This is a genomic window from Candidatus Spongiisocius sp. (assembly GCF_965221825.1).
Taxonomy (GTDB): domain Bacteria; phylum Actinomycetota; class Acidimicrobiia; order Spongiisociales; family Spongiisociaceae; genus Spongiisocius.
This window is the reverse complement of the sequence record NZ_OZ244917.1, coordinates 1,681,444-1,702,566: the sequence shown is the minus strand read 5'-3', so window position 1 is coordinate 1,702,566 and position 21,123 is coordinate 1,681,444. Positions and strand designations below refer to the sequence as shown.

Genomic DNA, 21,123 nt, shown 5'->3' with positions numbered 1-21,123 from the left:
ACGGCCCCGCGCGGTTGTTCCTTAAGCGCATGAACTCCGGTAGCATTGGATGATGTCACGATTCTCCAATTCCCTCGCCCTCGCCCGGTCCTCCTGGCAAGTACTCAAGGCCGACAAAGAACTGATCCTGCTGCCCATCATCTCCGGGATCGCCTCCGTGATCGTCGCCATCACCTTCATCGTGCCGGTCTTCGTCGCGGGAGCCGGAGACGGGACGATGACCGGAACCAGCCTGCTTGCGCTGCTCCCGATGTACTTCGTGCTGGCCTACATCACCATCTTCTTCAATGCCGCCCTGGTCAGCGCCGCCAACGAGCGGCTCGAGGGTGGGGATCCGACCATCGGGAGCGCCATCCGGGGCGCCGCCGGCCGGGCCGGCAAGATAGTTCCCTGGGCGCTGCTGTCGGCCACCGTGTCGATCATTTTGCGGGCCATCGAGGAGCGGGTCGGCCTGATCGGCCGGATCATCATCGCAGCTGTCGGCGTGGCCTGGTCGGTGCTCACCTTCCTCGTGCTGCCGATCATCGTGATCGAGGGATCGGGCGCCCGCGCCGCCCTCAAGAAGTCCGGATCGCTGCTTCGCAACACCTGGGGCGAGAACCTGGCCGCGCAGGTCGGGATGGGCCTGTTGGGTTTCCTTCTGATCCTGCCGGGAGGTGTGGTTATCTTCCTGGGCATCTCGGCCGGAGGCGCCATCGGGGCCGTGGGTTTCCTGATCGGAGTGATCTGGATAATCGTCGCGGCGGCATCGGTGGCGGCCCTGAGCGCCATCTACCAGACCGCTCTGTACCACTTCGCGGTCGCCGGTAGCGTCCCCTCCGGATACTTCGACAGCGACGCCATGCAGATGGCCTTCCGGACCAAGCGCGGTCGGCGCCGCTAGCGCCTTCGGGCCATCGCCCGGGCTCGGGCCTTGGCGGCTTCCACCTCCCGATTCTTGGGCGGCGCTCTGGTCACCAGCGCGTCGACCAGCGTCCGGGTTTCCCGGGCGATGGCCTCCACGGCCTGATCGAACGCATCCTGGTTGGCGCGGGACGGTCGGACTGAGCCGGAAATCTTGCGCACGTACTGCAGGGCGGCGGCGTCGACCTCCCCGTCCGTGGCGGGCGGATCGAAGTTGTGCAAGGTTCGGATACTCCGACACATGAGCGGCAGGCTACCAACCCCCTCCTGGGATACGCCCGGGCCTGCAAGCGATCCGTTGATCGCCGATGTTCTCTGCAAAAGGCCGCGGCCACTCCAGCGGCCCGCGACTGCCTGGGCAACCAGTGATCGGTGACGGCGGCCGTTCACATCCGGTGTAGAAGGTTCACCCGGTGATCGTCGGCGCCGACGTAGCGGGCGAGCGTGTCCGCAACCACGGCAGGATCGATGGTCCGCGCCGAGACCATCTTCTCGATATCCACCCAGTCTTGCGGCCGGTCGAAAAACGCCTTGAAAACCGCCAGGTCGCGGCATGCCAGGAAGGGAATTCCCGATCCGGCGAAGTACTTGATTTGAACCCGTTGTTGCGCCGCGTCGTGGAAAGATGTCGTGCTGAAGAAGACGTCGATCGGCGTGTCATCCCAGCGCAGCCGGACCTGGCCGTCCTCGACCGCCGCCCGGCGTGTTGCCGTGGACACCGGCACTCCCGTAGGGAACGAACCCAGCGCTGCGGCCGCATCCGCCTTCTTCACGAACAGGTTCACGTCTATATCGATGGTGGCGCGGGGACGGGCGGTGCACCAGGCCAGCGCTAACGCACCACCGAACGCGTGCGGTACCCCGCCTGCATCCAAGGCTTCATGAATAGCAACGAGCCGGTCGGCCAGGTTCACCGGCCGAATATGGGGTATTCGAGATCGGGGCTGTGCTGGACGGGGAACTGTTCCGCCAACTCAAGTAGGGCTTCAAGTTCCTTACCCCGATCCAGTCGGGCGCAGCTGACGATCCAGTCGAAGGTTTCGGTATCCGGGACCTCCGTACCGGCTTCGTAAGCGGCCAGATCAGAGTCCGGGATACCGACCCGTTCAGCAAGGGCGGGCAGCGAGAGGCCGGCCTTCCGGCGAGTGTTTCGTATGATCTCCGCGGCCGCCATGAGTTGATGGTACCGGTTCAAGGCCGGGATACTCGGTGGCGTCCGGACTTCAGCCGGTCTCACTCCTCGTAGGGAACGGTTTCGATGCCGTCCTGACCGGAGACGATCAGCAGATGGGGCTCCGGACGGTTGTCGAGAATCTCCATCACCTCCTCCAACGCCAACGGATGCCCGTAGCCGTCCGAGCGTTCCAGATACCGGACCTGCACGGAGGTTTGGTCACCTAGCGCCTCGGCCACATGGCGGCTGTCCCGCGCCACCAGGGTCACCGACCTCACCGTCTCGGGAGGAGTCTCGCGGCCGGTCTCGGGCTCCGGCATCTCGGCCAGGTCGGTCCGGCGCACGATGCGGTGATAGGCGGCGGTAAGCCCCACGGTGGTGACCATCGCCAGCGGCCACCGGATGGCGAGCACCGTCCCGGCGCCGATACCGGGCCCCAGGATCTGTTCCAAGCCGCGGTAGACGAGCACCAGAAGGCTCACCAGCGCCACCACTCCCCCCAACCCGAACAGGGCGATCAGGTAGATCCTCCGGGTCGGTGAGACAACCTCGGCGGACGGACGAGCACTGCGGATGCGCTGGATCCCGGTCCAGTGGCGCCACCAGAGTGGCGCGCCCACCAGTAGGACGGTGACGGCGGCTACGAGTTCGGAACGATCGGAGGGATAGAGCACGGTGGCGGGCGCCAGGGCTTGGATGAGCGCGGCGACCACCGCCGCCGCACCGCCCACCGTGGCGATCAGACCGACCCCCGCCACGGTGTAGTCATGGGCCCGGTCCACCTCGGTGCGCCCTTCCGAGGCCTCCGAACGCATGACCGCGTGGTGGTACCTCCACACCACCCCGCCCACGATGATCAAAGCAAGGGTCACGGGCAGCTCGCGGAAATGGGGCCCGGCGGGTCCGATCGGGTCCCCGAACCACCAGTCGAGGGTCAGGTAGGCCATGTTCCAGACCCCTACGAGGGCGGTGAAGAGCCCGCCGACCACCCCTGCCAGCAGCACGTAGGCCCGCCATAAGGTGGTACGTTCGCCGCGCTGCCCCAGCATCCACCAGTAACGCAGCCAGATGGCGGCTCCCACCACCAACTCGATCAGGGGTTGCTGGAACGCCCGATCGTCACGTACCAGCATCACCGCGCCGGCCATGACGTCGTACGCCCGCTCGAAGACCCATGCCAGGAAGAGGACTCCGAACACGGCGGCAGTGACCAGCCCGATGAGCGATCCGGCCAGAACACCGTGCTGGAGACGGCCCGCCCGTCCCATGCGATGGTGAGCCGCCCAGACCGCACCCCAGACCAGCATCACGGAGGCAGGCGCGATGTCGAAGCGGCCTTCCAGGAGGCTCCCGGCCCACAAAGACAGGCCGGTGGCGCCGGTTACCAGGCCGATCAGCTCGGCCAGGACCAGGTAGCCACCCCCCGAGAACCCTGATCCTCCGTCGACGATGGCGCGCCGACGTTCCCGGCGAGCCGCCAGGAGCAGGGCCGGAGCACCCACGATCACGCAGGAGAGCATGAATGCCAGGTAGCCGGGGCCCGCCACCACGTCAGGGTCGGCCACCGACAGCAGGCCGGTGACGCCGGTCGCCACCAGGATCACCAGGGTCAGCAGGATGCCCTGCTGGAAGAAGCGCCGGAGGGTGCCCCCTATGTCGCGTCCCGACCGGCGGGCCAGCAACACGATCAGCCCGAAGAAGGCGCCACCGAGCACCAGGATCTGGATCAGGGCGGCGAGAACGAATTCCACGGCTAAACCTCCGGCTCGAGCACGCCCGAGTCCGCCGAGCACTCGAACCACGGCCACTCCTGATGGGTGATGCGCCAGCCGTCGGCTACCGAGATCAGCCGGAACTCGTAGGTCTCCGGGCGGTGGTCGCCGAAGATCCCCTGCTCAGCCTCGGCCACCGACACGGTCACCCAGGCCTCTCTCGCGTCGAGGATCGTGTCGAGCCATTCGATCCGGAAGGCCCGGTCGGCCAGGTAGCGGGGGAAGAGGGTGCTGCAGCCGTCCAGCTCGTCCGCCAGGTAGGACCGGGCTCCAGGCCGGTCGCCGGCGATCACCGCCCGCAGGTAGTCCTGGACCACCCCCTCCGGCGTGTCCGGGTCGAGTTCGGCGTCTCCCACGAACGAGAAGACCGCTGCCAGCACCACGAGCGCAGCCAGTACCCCTCCGGACCAGAGCAGGAGTCGGCGTTCGGAGTTGCGAGCCTTTCCCCCCGGAACACTTTCGGGATGGCCTCGGGCGGGATCGCTCATGGCCGCCAGCCTACTGATCGACCGCCTGCCTTTATGGTCCCGGGGCGGCGGTATCGTGTGAACCATGAGCACCACATACGACAGCATCCTGCGCCTAAGAGCCATCCGTAAGTTCGCCGACCGGCCTGTCGAGCCGGAGGACCTCCGCCGGGTCCTCGAAGCCGCCCGCTGGACAGGGAGCGCCAAGAACCGCCAGAACTGGTCGATCATCGTCGTCGAGGATCCCGAGCAGATGGCCCGCCTGGCAGGGTGCGCCCCCTTCGGCGGCCCCCTGTCGGCGGCGCCGGTGGCGCTGGGACTCGTGCAGGAGGGCAGCACCTACGGGTTCGACATCGGCCGGATGGCCCAGAACATCATGCTCGCGGCGGCCGCCCTCGGTATGGTGTCCTGCCCGATCACCCTTCACAACCAGGAGAAGGCCGTCGAGGTGCTGGCGATACCGGAGGGCCGGCGTTGCCGGTATGCCATCGCGCTGGGATATCCCGGCCCGGCGTCCCGCCCGGCGAAGGCAGGAGGCCGCAAACCACTCGAGGAGATCACCCACCACAACTCGTACGGCAGCTAGCGGCCGGTGCCGCCGGCTAGCGTCATAAGCCCCGCAAGACCGCGAAAATCGCCCCCCGGCAAGCCGGTGCTCCGCACCGGGCCCTCCCCCGCCACCACCTGTCCTTGGCTCGGAGCGTGCTCGCCCACGCCCGGGCTGCTGCCGGGTATCGGCGGTTCGCTCCCTTGAAGCCTCTGAATGTTCCCTGCGGACCGGGCCGCTCCGATCGGTGAGACTCTCGCGTCCGGTGTAGGTGCTTGGCAGTAGGCAACGTATAGCGGGGGTGTGACAGATTCAACCCTTTAACCGATCCCTGGTCTGCGATGGGACGAAACCGGTTGCGATGGGGACCGGGCCGGATCGGCTACCGGCCGGCCGGGGTGTAACCTCGGGTTGGTGCGTTCTGTAATCCAGGAGGCGAGGTCCCTCCTACCCCGAACGGTGGACCTCCGCCGCCGGCTCCATCGAAACCCCGAGCGAGGCAACCACCTTCCCCTCACCCGCGCCCTGGTGCTCGGCGAGTTGGAATCGCTGCCGCTCGAGATCACCGAGCACGAAACCACCAGCGGGCTGGCGGCGGTGCTCCGGGGTGCACGGCCGGGCCCGACCATCCTCCTCAGGGGCGACATGGACGCCCTCCCCGTCGTCGAGGACACCGGCCTGCCGTTCGCCAGCGAGCGCAGCGGTTTCATGCACGCCTGCGGTCACGACATGCACGCCGCCATGCTGGCGGGAGCAGCCCGCCTCCTGGCGGCCCGGCGGGACGAACTGGCCGGAACGGTGCTGTTCATGTTCCAGCCGGGGGAAGAAGGCTTCTTCGGTGCCCGGCTCATGCTCGAAGAGGGCCTGCTCGACACCGCCGGGGAGCGGCCCTCCGGCGCCTTCGCCCTGCATGTGTCCAACCTCTACCGGTCGGGCACCGTCTGGTTCCGGGCCGGGCCACAGATGGCCGCCACTGACGAGGTCGCCATCACCATCCGCGGCGAGGGAGGTCACGCCTCCACTCCCCACCTGGCCTTCGACCCCATTCCTGTGGCCGCCGAGATCATCCTGGCGGTCGAGACGGCCGTAACCCGCCGCATCAACGTATTCGAACCGGGCGTGATCACCTTCGCGAGGATCGACGCCGGTACCACCCACAACGTGATCCCCGAGACAGCCCGGCTGCTCGGCACCGTCCGGGCCCTGACCGCGACCACCCGGACCGAACTCCACTCCATCCTCCACCGGGTGGCCGGCAACGTCGCGGTCGCCCATGGTGTGGACGCGGAGGTCGAGTTCGGCGTCGGCTACCCCGTTACGGTGAACGACCCCGGCTACACCGCCTTCGTCCGCTCCGTTGCCCGGCAAGCTCTGGGAGCGGACTACGTCGGCGAACCTCCCTGGCCGTCCATGGGAGGCGAGGACTTCTCGTTCGTTCTCGACGAAGTGCGGGGAACGATGGCCTACCTGGGTACGTGCCCGCCCGGACAGCAGCCCGGTGAGGCGCCCAACAACCATTCCAACCGGGTCGTATTCGACGAGGACGCCATGGCCACCGGAGTGGCACTCCACGCCGCGGTTGCCATGGCTCACGGTGACGGCGGTTTCGATGGTGGGTCTGACTCCTGGTCCGGCTGATCGATGACCGCTGACACCATCATCGAGGAAGCACGCCGTCCGGAACGCACGGTCCTGGGCCACGGCTACCAACTGATAGTCGAACAGCTCGGGCGGGCGCCCCGCGAATTCGCGTTCGGGTTCGGCTTCACGGCCCTTCATTCGGTCGGCACCATCGTCTTCTCCTACGCGGTCGGGTGGGCCACCGACAGCGTGCTGATCCCGGCGGCCCGGCGTGGCGACGTGACCACTGCGTCGCTCGTCGCGATGGTCCTGATCCTGCTGGCCGTCGGAGCGATGAAGGGCATAGGCCTGGCCCTCCGGAGGTACGGCGCCTTCCGCGCCCAGTACCGGCTGGAACAGCGCGACCGGGTGGATGTGACCAACCGCTACCTTGACCTTCCCATCGAGTGGCATAGACGCCATCCCACCGGCCAGCTCTTGTCGAACGTGAGTTCCGACATAGAAACCGCCGCTCAGATCGCGGCACCCCTTCCCATGGCGTTCGGAGTGGTGCTAATGCTGGCCATCACGGCGGTCCTGCTGCTGCTGACCGACCCTTTCCTCGCGCTGGTCGGTTTCCTGATGGGGCCGGCGATCATGCTCAACAACGTCTTCTACCAGCGGAAGATGCGGATCGCCGCCGCCGCCGCCCAACGCACGCGGGCAGAGGTGGCCGAAGCGGCGCACGAGTCCTTCGACGCCGGCCTTGTGGTCAAGACGCTGGGCCGGGAGGCGACCGAGACCAGCCGCTTCGGTGGTCTCTCGGATCGGCTGCGGTACAACATGGTGGAGATCGGCAGGATCAGGGCCATCTTCGATCCGATCATGGAGGCACTCCCGACCATCGGGGTGCTGGCGGTCACTGCGGTGGGCGCCTGGCGGGTCGATCAAGGGCTGATGACCGCCGGCACCCTGGTCACCTTCGCCTTCCTCTTCCGGCTGATCGCCATGCCGATGCGTATCTTCGCCTGGCTGCTGGGCCTGTTGCCCGGAGCGGTGGTCGGCAAGCAGCGGGTAAATGCGGTTCTCAACGATCCCGACACCTTCGTCTACGGCAGGCATGACGTCTCAGCGGCCGGCGGCGCCACCGCCACCGTGCGCGACGTGTCGTACCTGCATCCCGAGTCCGAGCTGAGTGACCTGGGCGGAGAGCCGATCGGGACGGATCCGTCGAGCGCCAACGGGGAGGATGCGGATCGGAGGGGAGTCGATGACATCTCCTTCCTGACACCGGCCGGCCAAACCGTTGCCCTGGTCGGCCCCACCGGCTCCGGCAAATCGACCATCGCCCAGCTGCTGGTGCGCCTGTTCGACCCGGACTCGGGCGCCATCCGGCTGGACGGCGCCGCCCTACCCGACCTCTCCCGGCGGGCCATGGCCGGCTCCGCTGCGCTGGTCTTCCAGGAGGCTTTCCTGTTCGACACGAGCGTTCGGGACAACATCACCCTGGGCGGAGACTTCGGCGAGGAAGCGATCGAGACCGCCGCCCGACTTGCCCAGGCCCACGACTTCATCCTCGAGCTACCCGAGGGCTACTCCACCCAGGTCGGCGAGCGTGGAACTGCCCTGTCCGGCGGCCAGCGGCAACGGGTGGCCCTCGCCAGGGCGCTGGTCCGCCATCCGCGCCTCCTGGTACTCGACGATGCCACCTCCGCGGTTGATCCGGCGGTCGAGGCCGCCATCCTGGCCGGCCTCTGGCGAATCGACACCACGGTCGTGATCGTCGCCTACCGCCGGACCTCGATCCTGCTGGCGGATGAAGTGATCTACATCGAGGCCGGCCAGGTGGTCGATCGGGGTTCGCATATCGACCTTTACCACCGGCTACCTAACTATGCGGCGCTCATCGATGCCTACGACGCGGGGGATCGATGATCATCGGCGGGGAACGCAGGGCAGCGCCAGACGCCGGAGGCGTGGAAGCGTTGGACACCATCAAACGAGGCATGAGCCTGTCTCCGGAGATCCGCCGGGGGATGCTGGTGACCATCGCGCTGGCCGTTGTCGCGACCGCAGGACGGGTCATCATCCCGGTGGCCATCCAGCAGGTACTCGACGGGGGTCTCACCGAAGCGAGCATTGACATGGGCTTCGTGGCGCGCATGGTGGTGGTGTCTCTCGGAGCAGTCGCGATCACCGCCATCGCCACCGGGCTGATGCACCTGCGCCTCGCTGTCGTCTCGGAAGTGGCGTTGTCGAACCTGCGGGTCCGAGCCTTCCGTCACATCCACGACCTCTCCATGCTCCATCAGGCATCGGAGCAGAGGGGCGTGCTGGTGGCCCGGGTCACCTCCGACATCGACCAGATCAGCCGATTCCTGCAATGGGCCGGCCTGATGATCCTCATCAACGGAGGCCAGGCGATCCTGTCCATGGCCGTCATGGCGGCCTACTCATGGCAGATGTTCCTTGCCGTCCTGGCCCTCCTGCCGCTCATCCTCTACTCGATGCGGTGGTTCCAGAAGCGCCTGGTGATCGCCCACCTGGTGGTGCGGGAGAAGGTGGGACGCATGCTGGGGGCCTTGGCGGAGGCTGTGGCCGGCGCACCGGTGATCCGGGCCTACGGGATCGAGGATCGGGTGCGCACCGATCTGGACCGAGTCATCGAGGAGCACCGGGCCGCGGGGGTCCGCGCCGGCGGTATGGCCTCGGGCTTCTCGGGCGTCAGCGAGTTGCTCACCTCGGCCGTCACCGCCGGGGTCCTGGTGGTGGGCGCCGTACTCGTGAGCGGCGGAGACACCTCGGTCGGCACGGTGGTGGCGTTCATGTTCCTGGTCCAGCTGATGATCCTTCCCCTCAACCTGCTGGGCGAGGCCATCAACGAGGCCCAGGGCGCGACAGCGGGGTGGAAGCGGGTGCTGGACGTTCTCGACATTCCCCCCGACGTGGCCGACCCGGGCGATGACGGGATGGACCTTCCTCCCGGTTCGCTCGGGATCCGCTTCGAGGGCGTGACCTTCCGCTACCCGAGACCGGGCGAGATCGCCAGGGAAGCCACCGGCACCACCGCCCTGGAAGGCGTATCGGTGGAGCTGGCGCCGCGCTCGCACGTGGCGGTGGTAGGCGAGACCGGGTCGGGCAAGACCACCTTCGCCAAGCTGGCCACCCGGTTGATGGACGCCTCCGAGGGAGAGGTGCTGCTGGGTGGCGTGGATGTCACCCGGATACGGTTCTCTTCGCTCCGCCACCGGGTGGTCATGGTTCCCCAGGACGGGATGCTCTTCCGGGGAACCATCCTCGAAAACGTGCAGATGGGCAAGCCCGGCGTGGCCAGGGCCGACGTCGAGCGGGCCTTCGTGAGCCTGGGCCTGACGGGCTGGCTGTCCGAACTCGGTCAGGGGCTCGACACCCCGGTCGGCGAACGAGGGGGGTCCCTATCGGTGGGCGAGCGCCAACTGGTCACCCTGGTGCGGGCCGCCATCGCCGACCCCTACCTGCTGGTGCTGGACGAAGCCACCTCGGCGGTCGATCCCGCTACCGAGGTCAGGATCTCGAGAGCCCTGGGCAGCCTCACCGAGGGACGCACCGTGATCACCATCGCCCACCGGCTCTCGACGGCCGAGGCCGCCGACCGGGTGCTGGTCTTCGATCTGGGTCGGATTGCCCAGGATGGTCCGCACCGGCAGCTGGTCGGCGAACCCGGACCCTACCGGCATCTACACGAGGCATGGGAGCGGGGCACCGTCTCGCACCCCACCCATTAGGAGGGTACTGAAAACCGTCCAGTTGGCCCGATAGCGGTTTGTAACTCTAGGTCAGTCTCAAGCGGATCGGGCTGCGGCCAGCCGTTCCTCGGCCAGACGGTTGGCGGCCCACGTGGTGGGCATGCCTTCACGCCTTGATGCCTCGATGACCCGCTCCACCACGCCGTAGATGCGCTCCGTCTTCGCCCTGGCCACCGCCGGGTCGTACGCGGCGCCCACCTCGGCGGAGAGGTTGATGATGCCCCCGGCGTTTATGACGAAGTCCGGGGCGTAGAGGATGCCCAGCCGGTGCAGCTCGTCCCCGTCGGCGGCCGTGGCTAGCTGGTTGTTGGCGGCGCCGGCCACAATCCGGCACGAGAGGCGGGGGATGGTGTCGCGGTTGATCACGCCGCCGAGGGCGCAGGGGGAGAAGATGTCGCAGTCCACGTCGTAGATCTCGTCCGGGGCCACCGTCTCGACGCCCATGCTCCGGGCCTTCCGCAGGGTGCTGTCGTGAAGGGCGGTCGACACCACGTGCGCGCCTTCGGCCAGCAGGTGGACGGCGGCGCGGGTGCCGACCTTCCCGAAGCCCTGCATGGCCACCCGCCTGCCCCGGAGGCTGTCACTCCCCCACACCGCTCCGGCGCAGGCCTTCATCCCCACGTAGAGCCCCAGGCCGCTCATTATCGAGCTGTCCCCGCTGCCGCCCTGCGATACCGGCAGGCCCACCACGTAGTCCGATTCCGTGCTGACGATCTCCATATCCCGGCCGGTGCCCCCGACGTCCGCGGTGGTGAGGAAGCGCCCGTCCAGGGTGTTGAGGCAGCGCCCGAAGGCCCGCAGGAGTGTCTCGGTCAGGCCGGTGCGGGGGTCGGCGATGATGGCCGCCTTGCCACCGCCGATGTCCAGTCCGGCTACCGCCGCCTTGTAGGTCATGGCGCGGGCCAGCAGAAGGACGTCCCCGAGCGCCTCTTCCTCGGTGGCGTACGGCCAGATGCGGGTTCCCCCGCAGGCCGGTCCCAGCGTGGTGTCATGGATCGCCACGATGGCCTGGAGGCCCGCCTCCGCATCGGTGAAGACGGTCACCTGCTCGTAGCCGGGGCGGTTCAAGTGGTCAACAACCAGCATCGCCTGCTGCGCCCTCCCGGCTAGCAGACCAGAGGTTCGGGCGAGAAGGGGGGGCCGCGCCCTTCGACGAGGAACACCGTCTGAGCGGCAACCTCATCGGTTGTGAGGACACGGCCGAGCTCTTGCGATGCCTCGTACGACCGGCGCGCAGCGGCCGGATCCTCGTGTCCCACGAACATTGCCTGGTAGAGCCTTGTGTCGACAGCAGGTGGGTTGAGCGAGAACACCCGGATGCCGTCCCGCGCGTGATCCACTGCGAGCGCCCGGGAGAGAGCCACGACGCCGCCCTTGGTGGCCGCATACGCCGGACTGCCGGGGAGTCCCCGGAGGGCTGCAAGCGAACCGATGTTGACGATGACACCGCCGCCGGACCCGATCATGTGAGGGATCGTCGCCCGGCACGCCCAGAACACTGACGACAGGTTCACGGCCACGAGCCTGTCCCATGCGTCATCGGGGAGATCACCGATCCGCCCACGTCGCGTCACGGCGGCGGCGTTGACCAGCGCCCCGATCGATCCGAAGCGATCGATGACCCGCCGGATCAGATCCCGTGTGGAATCGGGGTCCGAAAGGTCAACGGCTTCAACCACTAACCGACCATCCGAGTCATCAACGTGACGCTCGAACTCTGAGGCTCGGTCGGTGTCGATATCGGCGAGCACCACAGTCGCCCCCCGCTGAGCCAACTCCACCCCGATCGCGCCGCCGATGTCACCCCCACCACCGGTGATGACGGCCACCATTCCCTTCAGGCCCCTGGGTGCGGTCATCTGACCTCTTCGAGCAGCCGGGCGGCGTTGTGGTGCAGCAGGTTGCCCTGCGCGGCATCGCTGAGGGGCAGCGATCGGAAGAGGGTGAGTGCCCGGTCCAGGCTGTTGCTCGGGTAACACGACGAGTACAGCATGCGATGCCGGAGGAAGCCGTTCGCAGCGTCGATGTAGTCGCGAGCGCCCGGCATATCGGGCAGATACATGTAGAACTCCGGCATGAGGTAGACGTTGGTACACCTCATGGCGAGCGCACACGCTGCTGCCGTCCACGGCCACCCGCCATGGGCGACGATCAGCCTGAGGTCCGGGTATTCCATGGCGACTCGCTGGAGATGGACCGGGTGCGCGTGCAGCATGTCGGGGCCGATGAAGTGGGACGCGGTGAACGCGACCGGGATCTTGCGCTCCGCGCACCATCCGTAAAGAGGCATCAGCCGGGGGTCGTCGTCATGGACAGGGGGATCACCCCACCCCGAGACCAGCGCGATTCCGGTCAGGCCCAGGTCGTGGCGGATCCTCTTGGCCTCGGCGAGGACGTCCGCATTCGGGTCGATCCCCCCGAAGCCTGTGAATCGTTCCGGGTAGGTGTTCACGAGGTCGGCGATGTCGTGATTCGAGACGTTCCCCCACTTCTCGGCTCCCCGCTGTCCGACGATCACGGCGTGCCCGACTCCCGCCTCTTCCATCTCGGCGAGAAACAGTTCGACAGAGGACTCTTGGAAAGAGGGTGGCGTCTCGCGGTTCAAGGCGAAGGGATTGCCGTGAACGGGATCCTCGACGCTCGGGCGAGGCCTGTAGAAGTGCATGTCGAGGAACGACCGGTGGGGAGGCTGTATCCGGAAGTCGATCACCATGATGGGATCACGGGCTCCCTGACGCGAGGTCGGCTCCGCCGCCGATGTAGATGTGCTGGCCCGTGATGAAGGACGCCGCCGCATCAGCGAAGAACAGCACACCATGCGCGATGTCCTCGGGTGTCCCGGGGCGGGGAATCGGATGCGATCGAATGCGCCGCATCACCGCGTCCCGGTCAGACTTCGGGGTCGATTCGAACAGCGGGGTGATGACGAGCGTGGGAGAGATGCAGTTGGCGGTTATCCCGTGGGGGCCCAGTTCGATGGCGAGGCTCCGTGTCAGGCTCACGACCGCCCCTTTCGATGCGGCGTAGTGCGCCCTGCCGGCCACCCCGAGCCAGCTTCGGCTGGCGATGTTGATGATCCGGCCGAATCCGGAGCGCTTCATCAGCGGGACGGCGAATCGCACGGCGAGGAACTGGGACTTCACATTCGTACCGACCACGCGGTCCCAATCGTCCTCGGGGAGCTGATCGATGTCCGTCGGGCCCGTGATAACCCCGGCGTTGTTGACGAGAATATCGACGGATCCCATCTGCCGGTTGGCGTCGGCGACCGCTCGCTCGACATCGTTGATCCTGGTCAGGTCGACGGCGTGTGGGAAGGCGATACCCGGGCCATGTGCGGCTTCGAGCGAGCGGGCCGCGGCCTCGGCCGCCGCTCCGCTGATATCGAATATGGCCACCCGGGCGCCCCGCGAGGCGAGCGCCTGAGCGATCCCTAACCCGATCCCCTGCGCTGCGCCGGTGACTACCGCGGATTGTCCTTCGACACCCGAAGCCGGGCGCGAAGCGGCGTCAGAGGACACCGATCTTTCCGCCGAATCCGCCGGGCTTGATACCCCGAGCGATGATCATGTCGAGCACCGTCCCGGCCTCGGGAGCGGTGATCTCCTCGATCACGTTGCCCGCATAGTCGCGAACCCGCGAGAACACCTGGCCCTGCTCGATCCACTGCCCGACGCTCACCGCCGGCTCGTATATGCCGCCTTTTGTCGTCTTCATCAGGATGCCGTGGTCGATTTTCACCGACTCGCCGGCCCACCACACGGGGTCATCGTCGACAATCCCGAGGTACCGCATCGCGTTGTGAAGGCCGTACTTGTGGGCGTCCACGTAGCGACGCTCGCTCACTCCCATGCCACCGGCCTCGAGGGTCAACCCCGGCCGACCGCCCTTCATCGCCTCCCCGGAACCCGTGCCGGTTCCGAGCACCGGTCCGTTCGCGTCGGTGACCTCGACATACGTGAATCCGAGGGCCATGGCCAGGTCGAGCGTCCGCTTGTCCAGGTCGCCGTCCCCCGTGGCATGGGTGATGATGAAGCAGCCGATATCCTCGTCCCACTCGCCGCCATGAACGTCGATCACGGCGTCCGAGTGTGCGATCACCTCGGTCGTGATGGCGTGGGCGATGCGCTGGGTGAGCGTTCCGTCCGGGTCTCCGGGCCACACCCGGTTGAGGTTCTCCCCGTCGATGGGGTTCACGTAGGCGCTGTGGCCCTCGAGAGCTGCGGTGTCGGCGCACAGCACGACCCGCACCGATCCCCTGATCTTCGAGGCGTCGATCTCGTTCCAGAACTCGACCGTTGCATCCTGAGCCGCATACTCCGTCCCGTGCACACCGCCGATCACGGCGAGGCCCGGACCGTCCTCGTCGCCGATTGCCACCCCGACAGGGATACTCGCCGTGTAGTCGTTGGCCGGATCGGTGACCTCGAACGAGACGATCTGCTTTGTGGACATTGAGGTTCGGCCTCCATTGGGTGGGGTTGTGTGCCCCCGCGCCCTGTTATCGAATTCGGTGCGGTGGTCCTGGGGGAATGCGCCCGGCCGCATCATAGTGAGTCGGTCGGCACGGACCCATGCCTCGAGATGGCTCCGGCGGGCAACTGTGCTCGACGTGTCGCGGCGCTCGTCGAGAAGTCGGAGGGCGAGGAACCGGAAGGCTTGTGACCGTGGGCGTTCCTATAGTGTTTCCGAGGGTGGAGGAGTTGACGTGGCGGAGGCGCTGACAGTTCTCGGCCCGATACCCGCACGGGAATTGGGCGTCACGATCACGCACGAGCACCTGCTCATCGACTTCCGGTGTCGCTACACCGGGTCCTCCGAGTCCGACACGATCGGAGAACCCTTCGACCCGCGTGACCGCTGGCGTCTCGTCCGGGAGCCGGCGGCCTTCGAAGCGAACCTGTTGAGGCAAGACCTGGACACGGCCTGTGACGAGGTGAACGCCTATAAGCGGGCCGGCGGCAGCACCATCGTGGACGCCACGACCGAAGGGCTCGGTCCTGATGCGAATTCCCTGAGACGGATCGCGGAACGCACGGGCGCCCACATCATCGCCAGCACGGGAGTCTACGTTCACCGATCCCACACCGACCGGGTCCACCGGTCCACCGTGGGGGAACTGGCCGATCGGATGATCCGCGACATCGTCAACCCTCTCGACGGAATCCCGAGAGGATTCATCGGAGAGATCGGAGTCGATGGGCCGGTGCCGTGCGAGCTCAAGGTCGTGCGCGCCGCAGCAGCCGCCCAGCGCCAGACCGGCGCGCCCGTAAGCCTCCACCTTGTGGCAGGCGTCTTGCCGGAAGCGCGACCGGGCGCGCTCGAAGCGATAGACACGTACATCGAAGCAGGGGGCGATCCCGAGATGCTGATCGCCGGCCACCACGATGGTTCGGGCGACGATCCCGAATACCAGGACCGGCTGCTCGATCGCGGCATCACGCTCGAATACGACACCTTCGGCTTCGAGTCGGTATTCGTCCGTGAGGGCCGGTTCGTGCAACAGCCTACGGACACCCGGCGCGTGACCGAGGTTGCGGACCTGTGGCAACGTGGTTGGGGCAGCCAGGTCGTCCTCAGCCAAGACGTCTGCTACCGGATGATGGCGCGTGAGTGGGGCGGTTGGGGAATCGCCCACATTCTGGAAACGATGAAGCCACGCTTCGCCGCAGCCGGAATCGGCGAACCGGAGCTCCGGGTGATGATGGTGGACACCCCCGCCCGCCTTCTCGCATTCGCGTAGGCGGGCGCCGGATCAGCCGGCCCCCAGGGCGTGGGCCAGGCGAGATGCCGAGTACTCGATCTCGCCGGCTTCCAGTTCAGGTGCCAAAGGGAGGCAGAGGAGCTCGTCCGAGATCCGCTCCGTGACCGGCAGGGTCCCGACCTTGCCCGGGTCGCCGTAGGGCGGCTGCACGTGCATCGGGGGGACGTAGTTCATCGCAGTGCGGATCCCGTCCGCATGGAGCATCTCGGCGATCTGATCCCGTCGAGGGGTGCGGACTACGAAGAACCGAGGAGCGGAACGGCCTCCCGCACGCTCGACAGGAAGAACGACCCGGTCTTCTGAATCCCGCAGGACCCGGCGGTAGGTTGCCGCGTAAGACCGCCTCCGCCCTGCCCACTCATCGATCCTTCCGAGCTTGATCCTCACGACCGCCGCCTGCAGCTCGTCCATCGTCGCGTTGATCCCCGGCTCCGCGTACCGGAAGGTCGCTCCCGGCCGGCCGCTCCGTATCGCCGCGATACTGTCCTCCCTGAACCCGTAGTTCGCAAGGGTTCTCACGCGCCGGGCGATCTCCTCGGAAGAGGTGACGACCATCCCGGCGTTGCCGAATGCTCCGAGCGGCTTGGTAGGGGCGAAGCTGAAACATCCGACGGTCCCGAACGACCCGACCCGACGATCTGCATACCAGGCCCCTGGCGCCAGGGTGGCGTCTTCGATTATGGGGATGCCACGACTCGACGCCTCGTCGAGGATCTTCCGCAATGCGGCCACATGGCCGTGACAGTGAACCAGGACGACCGCGCCGGTTCGCCGGCAAAGACTGTGCGCCAATGCCTCCGGATCCATCGTCTGCGTCCCGGCCTCGATGTCCACGAACCTAGGCCGGGCGCCAACCTGGGTGATGGGTCCCACGACCGAGATGTCGAGGTTGGCCGTGATCACCACCTCATCGCCCGCCTCCACGCCGACTGAGCGGAGCGCGAGCGCCAGGGCCGAACTTCCGGATGCGACGCCGACTGCGTAGGGAGATCGCATCCAACCGGCGAACTCGGCCTCCAGGGCGCCCACCTGCTCGTCCGGGGTGAAGACTCCCCGGCTGACCACGGCCTCGATCACCTCGTCGATCTCGGCCTTCAACTCTTCATACTGCCGGCGAGGGTCCGCCAGTGGGATGAGAGGCCCCGGCATCCGGCGCTCACCGGCGCCGCAGGCGAGGATCCACTATGGAATTGAGTCCGTCACCAAGCCAGTTCGATGCTGCGGCGGCCAGAACCAGCGTGGCTCCGGGGAACAGCATCACCCACCAGGCGGAGTCGAGAAACGCCCGCCCGTCCGACATCATGTTGCCCCATGTCGGCGTCGGGGGCTGGATGCCGAGGCCGAGAAAGCTGAGGGAAGACTCGAATATGAGGACCTTCGCAAGCTCGAACGTGGCGACGACGGTGAGCGGTCCCAGCGAGTTCGGAAGGATATGGCGGAGCATGATGCGAGTATCAGATCCGCCCAGCGCGCGAGCGGCCTCGACGAAGTCCCGTTTCTTCAGGCTGAGCACGCTCGCCCTGATCGTCCTGGCGAACACCGGCCAACCGGTAAGGATGAAGACGGCGATCACATTGGTGAGGCTCGGACCGAGCAGCGCGACCAGTGCCAGAGCCAGCAGAACCAGCGGGAATGCCAGCTGGAGATCGACCAGGCGCATGAGCGCGTCGTCGATGAGGCCACCGCGGAACCCGGCGATCAGCCCGATCGTGGTCCCGACGAGCAGAGCGCCCGCTACCGCGACGAAGCTGATGAGGATGGAGTAGCGGGCACCCACGAACACCCGAGTCAACACGTCGCGGCCGAGGCCGTCCGTGCCCATCCAATGGGTGAGCCCGTCGGCGTTCGTCCATCCGGGCCCCTGGAGTCGACCGATCAGGTTCTGGCCTGTCGACTCGAAGGGCGACAGGATGGGCACGACGATGGCGAGGAGGAGGATGACGAGGATCAACCCACCGCCGAGCAAGGCGAGGCTGCCCTCCTCACGGGCCACGGCGAGCCCGCGGCGCCATCTCGACGATGCGACACCCATCGTCTCGAACTCGGAGGTGAAGGCCATGTCGTCTCCATCCCGGTCGCTCGGCGGTCCCACTTCTTCGATCATTGGAACTGCACCCTCTTGTCGATCCATGCGTACACCATGTCGATGAACAGGTTGATCATCACCAGGAGGAAGGCCGCCAGCAGGATGACGGTGCGCACGACCGGCCAGTCGCGCTGGATCAGCGCGTTCACCGCCAGACGGCCGACGCCCGGCCACGCGAAGACGGTCTCGGTGATGATCGCCCCGCCGAGAAGGGCGCCCACCTGGAGTCCCATGATGGTGATGATCGGCAGCGACGCGTTCTTGAGTGCGTGCTTCACGATGACAACGGCCGGGTGGAGCCCCTTGGCCGTCGCGGTGCGGACGTAGTCCTCATTCATCACCTCGATCACGCTGATCCGCGTGACGCGCAGAACCATCCCCATCGCAGTCGGCGCCAGCGCGACCGCCGGGAGGATCAGATGCTTGATGCCGCCCGTGCCCGAAGTCGGCAGGAGCCCGAGCCCGAGGCTGACGAAGGCGATCAGGACCAAGCCGAGCCAGAACGCCGGGATCGACTGGCCGAGGAGCGCCAGGATCAGCGACCCCTTGTCCAGGAGCGAGCCTCGCTTGATGGCGGAGAGCACTCCCACCGGGATGCCGACACCGAAGGCGAGCAGCAACGCGGCGCCGGTGAGCTGAACCGTGGCGGGGACAGCTTCTGCGATGAGGGTGAGGGTGGGCCGCTGCGCCCGGATCGAGTCTCCGAAATCGCCCCGGAAGAGATCCGACACGAAGGTGGCGTACTGGGCTGGAAGTGGCTGGTCAAGCCCGAGTTGCGCCCGCAGGACCTCGACGTCCACCTCCCGGGCCCTGTCCCCGAGCATGATCCTGGCAGGGTCCCCGGGAACGATGTGTATCAACAGGAAGACGGTGATGCTGACCAGGATCAAGATCAGCAGGGCTTGGAACAGCCGCCGGACGAGATATCGCGAAGTCACAGGTGCAGCACCACGATCAAGGTCTCCCTAGCTCGTCCCGTCCGGAACGTGGTTTGGCGGCGGGGCTCCGTCCGGAAGGAGAGAGCCCCGCCCATTTCATTCGATACGCAGCCTTAGCCGATGCTCGTCCCGTAGAAGAAGAAGAACTCGTCGAACCGGGCCTCGAATCCGTTCATGTCGGCCGAGAGCCCCATGTTCTCGACGGGGAAGTACAGGAAGATCCCCGCCGCGTCCTCCCAGACGATGTCCTCCATCTCCTGAACCGCTGCCTCGAGCTCCGCGTCGTTTGCGGCATTGGCGGCCCGACCGGCCGCGGCAATGTAGGCGTCGTTGCAGTAGAAGAGCGGAAGCGCCGCGTCCGTACAGTTGAAGAACGCGTTGATCTGGCCCGGAGAGTCGAGCAGCGTAGCTCCCCAACCCTGGATCCAGCCGTCATAGGTGGCGTCTATGCGGTTCCCGAGTTCTGCCTGCATCGCCGAGTAGTCGACGGCATGGAGATCGATGTTCAAGCCGGCCGCCTGAAGCATGTCGACCACTGCGAGACCGACGAGATCGTCGCTCGGATACCGGCCGGCGCCGATGGCGATCTGGATCGGTGCGCCGTCGTAACCCGCTTCCGCCAGCAACGCCGCCGCTCGATCCGGATCGAAGGGCCACGGCCCCAGGTTGTTCCGGGAGAAGGGCATGCTCGGCGCCAGGAATCCGTCGACCGGCTGCGCGATCCCGGTGAGGATCGTCGAGGTGATCGCCTCCTTGTCAACGGCATAGTTCATGGCCTGCCGGACACGCGCATCTGCGATGACCTCGCGATCTCCGCGAAGGGCGATCATGATGTGCCTCGTCGTAGCCGAACTCGCGATCTTCGTATCGGCATTCTCTTCGATGCGCTGAATGTCCTCTACGGAGATTGCGTTGATGGCGCTCACCTCACCGTTGAGTAGTGCTGCCACCCGGGTGCTCCGCTCGGGGATGATGCGGAACGTGATACCTGAATAGCCCGGCGTGCCGCCCCAGTAATCGTCATTTGCCTCAAGGACCAGGCTGGACCGGGGCTGGAACTCGACGAACTGGTAGGGACCGGTTCCGATCGGGTGGGTGTTCTGGTCGCCTGCCGCGTCGTGCTGCGGCGGGACCATGTCGATCGTGGTCAAGATGTTCGGAAGCAGCGGCGCCGGAATCTCCGTTGAGATGTCAACGGTGTACTCGTCGACCTTCATGGCCGGGCCGAGCACGCCGCCGGACGCGTAGCGGAACCATGGTGAGAAATCAGGACTGATAGCCATGCCGATGCTGTGAACAACTGCGTCCGCGTTGAACGGCTCGCCGTTGTGGAAAGTGACTCCCTCGCGAAGGTGGAAGCGCCACGTCAGATCGCCGGTGCGTTCCCAGGACTCAGCCAGGATCCCCTCCATCACGGACCCGTCGGCCTTGAAGAACACCAGCGGCTGGGTGATGTGCCGCAAAGCACTGAAGCTCGCCGCCGATCCGCCGGGCAGGCGCCCGTCCAGGACTGGCAAATCCTGGCCGATCGCGACGACCAGCTCCTCACGCTCCATCGCGGGCGGTGCCGCGGCAGTGGTGGTCGTGGTGTCATCGGACGCCATGTCATCCGACGCCGCCGCGGTCGTGGCGGTCGTGTCGTCACTGCTCGGGGCGGCCGTTGTGGTCGGCGCGGCCGTAGTGGCAGGCGCGGCCGTAGTAGTCGCCTCCTCGGCGTCGTCCCCGCACGCCGTGGCAACCAGCGCTAGGACCGCCAGCAATAGCCAGAGATGCCTCAGTCTTCTCACGTTTCGTTCTCCTGTCCCGACCCGGGTCGCCCCGTTTCGACGTCTACGCGACCTGCCGGTGATTTCCGCGGGCAATAGACCGGGGTCGCGCCGAGGCACCCGGCGCACTCGCCGAACGCCCCGCCCGATGGTTACGAACTATCGCCCAAGCAAGCGCAATTGCAGAGGGAACTCTAATCAACGGGTTTTCGGCTCGCCTAGGCGGAGTCGGGGAAGTACCGGCGCCCTTCGGAATGGAGCCGGTTAGCTGCTTCCGGTCGATGCCACCGGGGTCAGAAGATCTGGCCCGCGCCAACGGCAGGGTGCGCGACAGCGAACCGCGCCCATGGACCACATCGTC

The 21,123-nt window shown here is 66.8% G+C and carries 20 protein-coding genes; 6 read left to right on the top strand and 14 right to left on the bottom strand.

The window, feature by feature from the left end:
- Positions 1 to 52 precede the first annotated feature (52 nt).
- Entirely contained in the window at positions 53 to 883 is an 831-nt protein-coding gene (locus ACOQPD_RS07995) for a DUF6159 family protein (RefSeq protein WP_420611430.1), read from the top strand.
- On the opposite strand, the gene ACOQPD_RS07990 is transcribed toward ACOQPD_RS07995, so the two are convergent.
- From ACOQPD_RS07990 to ACOQPD_RS07970, 5 genes are all read right to left on the bottom strand, one after another.
- Positions 880 to 1,146, bottom strand: coding sequence for a DUF2277 domain-containing protein (locus ACOQPD_RS07990; protein ID WP_420611429.1), 267 nt, complete (start codon positions 1,144 to 1,146; stop codon positions 880 to 882). The two genes, ACOQPD_RS07995 and ACOQPD_RS07990, sit on opposite strands and share 4 nt — an antisense overlap.
- A 143-nt stretch (positions 1,147 to 1,289) precedes the next feature.
- Entirely contained in the window at positions 1,290 to 1,817 is a 528-nt protein-coding gene (locus tag ACOQPD_RS07985; protein WP_420611428.1) for a hypothetical protein, read from the bottom strand.
- Entirely contained in the window at positions 1,814 to 2,098 is a 285-nt protein-coding gene (locus ACOQPD_RS07980) for a helix-turn-helix domain-containing protein (RefSeq protein WP_420611427.1), read from the bottom strand. Before ACOQPD_RS07980 ends, ACOQPD_RS07985 begins: the two co-directional genes overlap by 4 nt.
- A gap of 38 nt (positions 2,099 to 2,136) precedes the next feature.
- Complete coding sequence (locus ACOQPD_RS07975; RefSeq protein ID WP_420611426.1) at positions 2,137 to 3,828, bottom strand: DUF5671 domain-containing protein; 1,692 nt, start codon at positions 3,826 to 3,828, stop codon at positions 2,137 to 2,139.
- A gap of 2 nt (positions 3,829 to 3,830) precedes the next feature.
- Positions 3,831 to 4,337 carry a hypothetical protein gene (locus ACOQPD_RS07970; RefSeq protein WP_420611425.1) on the bottom strand — a complete coding sequence of 169 codons (507 nt, stop codon included), beginning with the start codon at positions 4,335 to 4,337 and terminating at the stop codon, positions 3,831 to 3,833.
- Between the two features lie 64 nt (positions 4,338 to 4,401).
- Between ACOQPD_RS07970 and ACOQPD_RS07965 the strand changes: the two genes are divergently transcribed.
- The 4 genes from ACOQPD_RS07965 to ACOQPD_RS07950 all read left to right on the top strand — a co-directional run bounded on the left by ACOQPD_RS07965 (position 4,402) and on the right by ACOQPD_RS07950 (position 10,187).
- Positions 4,402 to 4,902, top strand: a complete 501-nt coding sequence (locus ACOQPD_RS07965; protein ID WP_420611424.1) for a nitroreductase family protein — start codon at positions 4,402 to 4,404, stop codon at positions 4,900 to 4,902.
- Positions 4,903 to 5,277: 375 nt separating this feature from the next.
- The gene (locus tag ACOQPD_RS07960) at positions 5,278 to 6,501 is read left to right on the top strand and encodes a M20 metallopeptidase family protein (RefSeq protein WP_420611423.1); all 1,224 of its coding nucleotides are present in this window, start codon (positions 5,278 to 5,280) and stop codon (positions 6,499 to 6,501) included.
- 3 nt (positions 6,502 to 6,504) lie between these two features.
- Positions 6,505 to 8,358 (top strand): ABC transporter ATP-binding protein, encoded by a 1,854-nt coding sequence (locus tag ACOQPD_RS07955; protein WP_420611422.1) that lies wholly within the window; start codon positions 6,505 to 6,507, stop codon positions 8,356 to 8,358.
- Positions 8,355 to 10,187, top strand: coding sequence for an ABC transporter ATP-binding protein (locus ACOQPD_RS07950; RefSeq protein ID WP_420611421.1), 1,833 nt, complete (start codon positions 8,355 to 8,357; stop codon positions 10,185 to 10,187). Before ACOQPD_RS07955 ends, ACOQPD_RS07950 begins: the two co-directional genes overlap by 4 nt.
- A 57-nt stretch (positions 10,188 to 10,244) precedes the next feature.
- Here the strand turns inward: ACOQPD_RS07950 and ACOQPD_RS07945 are convergent, their stop codons facing one another.
- Genes ACOQPD_RS07945 through ACOQPD_RS07925 form a run of 5 tightly spaced genes read right to left on the bottom strand, consistent with a single transcriptional unit; the run spans position 10,245 to position 14,663 of the window.
- A complete protein-coding gene (locus ACOQPD_RS07945) occupies positions 10,245 to 11,294 on the bottom strand; it encodes a Glu/Leu/Phe/Val dehydrogenase dimerization domain-containing protein (protein WP_420611420.1) in 1,050 nt (349 codons plus the stop codon).
- A gap of 20 nt (positions 11,295 to 11,314) precedes the next feature.
- Complete coding sequence (locus ACOQPD_RS07940; protein WP_420614344.1) at positions 11,315 to 12,067, bottom strand: SDR family NAD(P)-dependent oxidoreductase; 753 nt, start codon at positions 12,065 to 12,067, stop codon at positions 11,315 to 11,317.
- On the bottom strand, positions 12,064 to 12,921 hold the full coding sequence (locus ACOQPD_RS07935) for an amidohydrolase family protein (RefSeq protein ID WP_420614343.1): 858 nt from the start codon (positions 12,919 to 12,921) through the stop codon (positions 12,064 to 12,066). The genes ACOQPD_RS07940 and ACOQPD_RS07935 overlap by 4 nt, the downstream gene beginning before the upstream one ends.
- A 7-nt stretch (positions 12,922 to 12,928) precedes the next feature.
- Positions 12,929 to 13,729 (bottom strand): SDR family NAD(P)-dependent oxidoreductase, encoded by an 801-nt coding sequence (locus ACOQPD_RS07930; RefSeq protein WP_420614342.1) that lies wholly within the window; start codon positions 13,727 to 13,729, stop codon positions 12,929 to 12,931.
- Positions 13,719 to 14,663 carry a succinylglutamate desuccinylase/aspartoacylase family protein gene (locus tag ACOQPD_RS07925; protein ID WP_420614341.1) on the bottom strand — a complete coding sequence of 315 codons (945 nt, stop codon included), beginning with the start codon at positions 14,661 to 14,663 and terminating at the stop codon, positions 13,719 to 13,721. Before ACOQPD_RS07925 ends, ACOQPD_RS07930 begins: the two co-directional genes overlap by 11 nt.
- Before the next feature lie 253 nt (positions 14,664 to 14,916).
- On the opposite strand from ACOQPD_RS07925, the gene ACOQPD_RS07920 reads away from it, so the two are divergent.
- Complete coding sequence (locus ACOQPD_RS07920) at positions 14,917 to 15,951, top strand: phosphotriesterase family protein (RefSeq protein ID WP_420614340.1); 1,035 nt, start codon at positions 14,917 to 14,919, stop codon at positions 15,949 to 15,951.
- Positions 15,952 to 15,963: 12 nt separating this feature from the next.
- On the opposite strand, the gene ACOQPD_RS07915 is transcribed toward ACOQPD_RS07920, so the two are convergent.
- From ACOQPD_RS07915 to ACOQPD_RS07900, 4 genes are all read right to left on the bottom strand, one after another.
- Positions 15,964 to 17,070 (bottom strand): DegT/DnrJ/EryC1/StrS family aminotransferase, encoded by a 1,107-nt coding sequence (locus tag ACOQPD_RS07915; RefSeq protein ID WP_420614339.1) that lies wholly within the window; start codon positions 17,068 to 17,070, stop codon positions 15,964 to 15,966.
- Positions 17,071 to 17,128: 58 nt separating this feature from the next.
- Positions 17,129 to 18,076 carry an ABC transporter permease gene (locus ACOQPD_RS07910; RefSeq protein WP_420614338.1) on the bottom strand — a complete coding sequence of 316 codons (948 nt, stop codon included), beginning with the start codon at positions 18,074 to 18,076 and terminating at the stop codon, positions 17,129 to 17,131.
- Positions 18,073 to 18,996, bottom strand: coding sequence for an ABC transporter permease (locus ACOQPD_RS07905; protein WP_420614337.1), 924 nt, complete (start codon positions 18,994 to 18,996; stop codon positions 18,073 to 18,075). Before ACOQPD_RS07905 ends, ACOQPD_RS07910 begins: the two co-directional genes overlap by 4 nt.
- A gap of 113 nt (positions 18,997 to 19,109) precedes the next feature.
- Entirely contained in the window at positions 19,110 to 20,783 is a 1,674-nt protein-coding gene (locus ACOQPD_RS07900) for an ABC transporter substrate-binding protein (protein WP_420614336.1), read from the bottom strand.
- Positions 20,784 to 21,123 lie beyond the last annotated feature (340 nt).

What these genes read in the sequence shown, in the direction of transcription:
- ACOQPD_RS07925 (WP_420614341.1), bottom strand. Translation starts at nt 14,663, where the DNA reads ATGTCCACAAAGCAGATCGTCTCGTTCGAGGTCACCGATCCGGCCAAC.
- ACOQPD_RS07910 (WP_420614338.1), bottom strand. Translation starts at nt 18,076, where the DNA reads ATGATCGAAGAAGTGGGACCGCCGAGCGACCGGGATGGAGACGACATG.
- ACOQPD_RS07945 (WP_420611420.1), bottom strand. Translation starts at nt 11,294, where the DNA reads ATGCTGGTTGTTGACCACTTGAACCGCCCCGGCTACGAGCAGGTGACC.
- ACOQPD_RS07955 (WP_420611422.1), top strand. Translation starts at nt 6,505, where the DNA reads ATGACCGCTGACACCATCATCGAGGAAGCACGCCGTCCGGAACGCACG.
- ACOQPD_RS07950 (WP_420611421.1), top strand. Translation starts at nt 8,355, where the DNA reads ATGATCATCGGCGGGGAACGCAGGGCAGCGCCAGACGCCGGAGGCGTG.
- ACOQPD_RS07940 (WP_420614344.1), bottom strand. Translation starts at nt 12,067, where the DNA reads ATGACCGCACCCAGGGGCCTGAAGGGAATGGTGGCCGTCATCACCGGT.
- ACOQPD_RS07935 (WP_420614343.1), bottom strand. Translation starts at nt 12,921, where the DNA reads ATGGTGATCGACTTCCGGATACAGCCTCCCCACCGGTCGTTCCTCGAC.
- ACOQPD_RS07965 (WP_420611424.1), top strand. Translation starts at nt 4,402, where the DNA reads ATGAGCACCACATACGACAGCATCCTGCGCCTAAGAGCCATCCGTAAG.
- ACOQPD_RS07995 (WP_420611430.1), top strand. Translation starts at nt 53, where the DNA reads ATGTCACGATTCTCCAATTCCCTCGCCCTCGCCCGGTCCTCCTGGCAA.
- ACOQPD_RS07970 (WP_420611425.1), bottom strand. Translation starts at nt 4,337, where the DNA reads ATGAGCGATCCCGCCCGAGGCCATCCCGAAAGTGTTCCGGGGGGAAAG.
- ACOQPD_RS07990 (WP_420611429.1), bottom strand. Translation starts at nt 1,146, where the DNA reads ATGTGTCGGAGTATCCGAACCTTGCACAACTTCGATCCGCCCGCCACG.